Annotated in this window: 3 protein-coding genes; all 3 read right to left on the bottom strand. The window is 24.4% G+C overall.

Annotated features, from left to right (window positions below):
* Positions 1-215: AAA family ATPase (locus tag H9661_RS19285; protein WP_191770438.1), on the bottom strand; the 215-nt coding region annotated here is incomplete at its 3' end.
* 41 nt (positions 216-256) lie between these two features.
* The gene (locus H9661_RS19280) at positions 257-895 is read right to left on the bottom strand and encodes a hypothetical protein (protein ID WP_191770436.1); all 639 of its coding nucleotides are present in this window, start codon (positions 893-895) and stop codon (positions 257-259) included.
* 8 nt (positions 896-903) lie between these two features.
* The coding region (locus H9661_RS19275) for a hypothetical protein (protein ID WP_191770435.1) at positions 904-2,551 on the bottom strand (1,648 nt) is incomplete at its 5' end.

Genomic DNA, 2,551 nt, shown 5'->3' with positions numbered 1-2,551 from the left:
GTAGCATTCAATTTATAGAACTTCTTATCAATATAATTTGCCATTATATTAGCTAAAGTTGTTTTTCCTGTTCCTGGTGGCCCATATAATATACAATTAGGAATATTCTTGCTTTTTATTAAATTGTACAAAGGTTTTCCTATACCTATAATATGCTTTTGTCCCATAAAATCTTCTAAAGTACTAGGTCTCATTCTTTCTGCTAATGGTGTCATTACAATCCCCCTCATTTTCAAGAGACTACTCTTAACTTTGTTTAATCTTCAATAAGATTCAATAAAGAATCTAAGTCATCTTTATTTGTAGAATATGCCTTTTCATTTCTATTATCAATCTGAATAACATTATTTTTTATGTTATTTTCTTTTCTATAGTTTGCTTCTCTACTTCTTACTGCAATTTCAAAATATCTTTTTTCGTTATACTCACTAAGTTCTTTATAATGTTTTTTTTCACTTTTTAACTTTTCAATTTCTTTTTCACTTTTTGTTAATTTGTTTTTTAATCTACCTATTTCATTTCTTAATTTATATGAATCACATGACAAATTATATAATTCTTGATACGTTATGAAAAAGGAATTCAATTTAGATTTCAGAGCTTTTTTATTTCTAAAATTATTATCTACTAACTCATCTACATTAGGTAATCTCACTTCTTTTGTATCTTCTTCTGCTATAATATCATATTCTTCATAAGAAATGTTATTTATATCCTCAATCTTTTCTCTAAAACCTTTTCTGCTATACCAATAATGTCTTTCTATTCCTGAAAACTCTGCTAACTTTTGAATATTAATTTTTTCATTCGGGTATTTATTAGTATATTCTTCTATATATAATAACATATCATTATCAGATACTTTTTCATTTAATTTTCTTCCTGCTTTTCCCATACAACCTCCTAATCAGTAATAATATTATTATAAAATTTCTCTGCTTCTAAATTTGCTTTTTGTTCAATTAAATAATCTAATTTGTTTGCAGCTTCTTCTACATTTTGTTGTGATTCAGAAAAAAACTTTCCCTTATTTTTGTCTATAATATTTTTTATATTGGCATCTTTTATATATATTTCAAGAATTCCAATTTGACGTTCTAATTCTAAGTTATTTTGATTGATATCATTTTCAATTAAACCTAAATCTCTTCCTTGTATTTTAATTACCTTATCATTACATTCATCACAATCGGTTAAACATAAAAATGGAAATAATTCATCTTTTCCAATATATCTTCTGCAATAATACTCTCCTACTTTTTTATATTTTTCAAGTCCATAACTGACAGCTTTTTCATTCCTTCTATTTCTATATATATAATTAAGTTGTTTATTTTTTGCTATCACTTCAAGTTCCGTTTTTCTTAACTCCGTTAAAAGCAACACTTTTGAAGTTATGTACGTTTTAGCATGATCAATATAATGTGCATGAGAATTAATATCTCTGTGACCACACATTTCTCTTACAAGATAACTATTGGTACCTTGTAATACTAAATTAATAATAGCTAAATGGCGAGCATCTCCTAATTGTAGACAAACTATATAATTACTTAAAAAATCTTTTTTTGAAATTTGTTGAAACTTTTCAGCTTCTTTTTTGTTAAGTAAATTCAGCTTGAATTTTGCTTTTATTTCATCTAAATAGAAATCCTCTAAGCATTTATTAAGATTACCTCTTGTCATTGGTTGATTTACTATCCTTCCTTCATTAAATGTATGTTTATCATAATAATTAGCATAAAGGTTTTTGCTTAGTAGAAATTCACTATCATGTAATTTATGATTAGTTACTCTTTGCACTAATTCATATATTTCCTTATTTATTCTAAATTCTTGAGTCTTTCTAATTTTTAATGCTCTATTTACAAATCCATGTGGTTTTAGTCTTCTAACAACAATGTAATATTTTCCACTTAATTCATAAAAACTATTTTTCTTCAATAACATAAATTCACATGGCCTTAATGGAATCTTTGAACTTATTTTCCACCAAAGAAAAACTGGATAATACTTATAAAACTTCTCATCATCACTTTCTTTAATATACTTATCTACTATATAATCAAATTTAAGTATACTAGTATAATCAGGCACTTCTCTAACATACTTATTACTATAATCATTAGGTAATGTAGATAAATAATCACAATAAACATCATCTACTCTACTTCTGATAAAACTTATAAATTTCATTGCTTTGTCTTTAGCAACAACCTTACTATGAACTTCTAATGAATCAATATATTCTTCAAATTCATTTATCATATTTTTATCAAAAAAATTAGAATTATAAATTATATTGCTTATAACTTTTATCTCGGCAGAAACCGTATTAATGCATATAGCATTTTTTATTAAATTTATAGTATATGATTTTAATATATCATTCACTTCTTGTCTTAATTGAAATGGAAAATAAACATTCCTGTTTACAATTTTGCCATTATCATTTTCTTCACATATAATCCATTCTAAATCTTCATAATTAGCATTTTTAATTCTATTCTCATTTTTAAATTGATAAAATTTATTAATATAATAGTTACTC

This window comes from Clostridium cibarium (genome assembly GCF_014836335.1).
GTDB classification, from domain to species: Bacteria; Bacillota; Clostridia; order Clostridiales; family Clostridiaceae; genus Clostridium; species Clostridium cibarium.
The sequence above is the reverse complement of the archived record's forward strand: the minus strand, read 5'-3'. Positions and strand labels throughout refer to the sequence as shown.

Coding starts and splice junctions, on each gene's coding strand:
- H9661_RS19280 (WP_191770436.1), bottom strand. CDS start 895: ATGGGAAAAGCAGGAAGAAAATTAAATGAAAAAGTATCTGATAATGAT.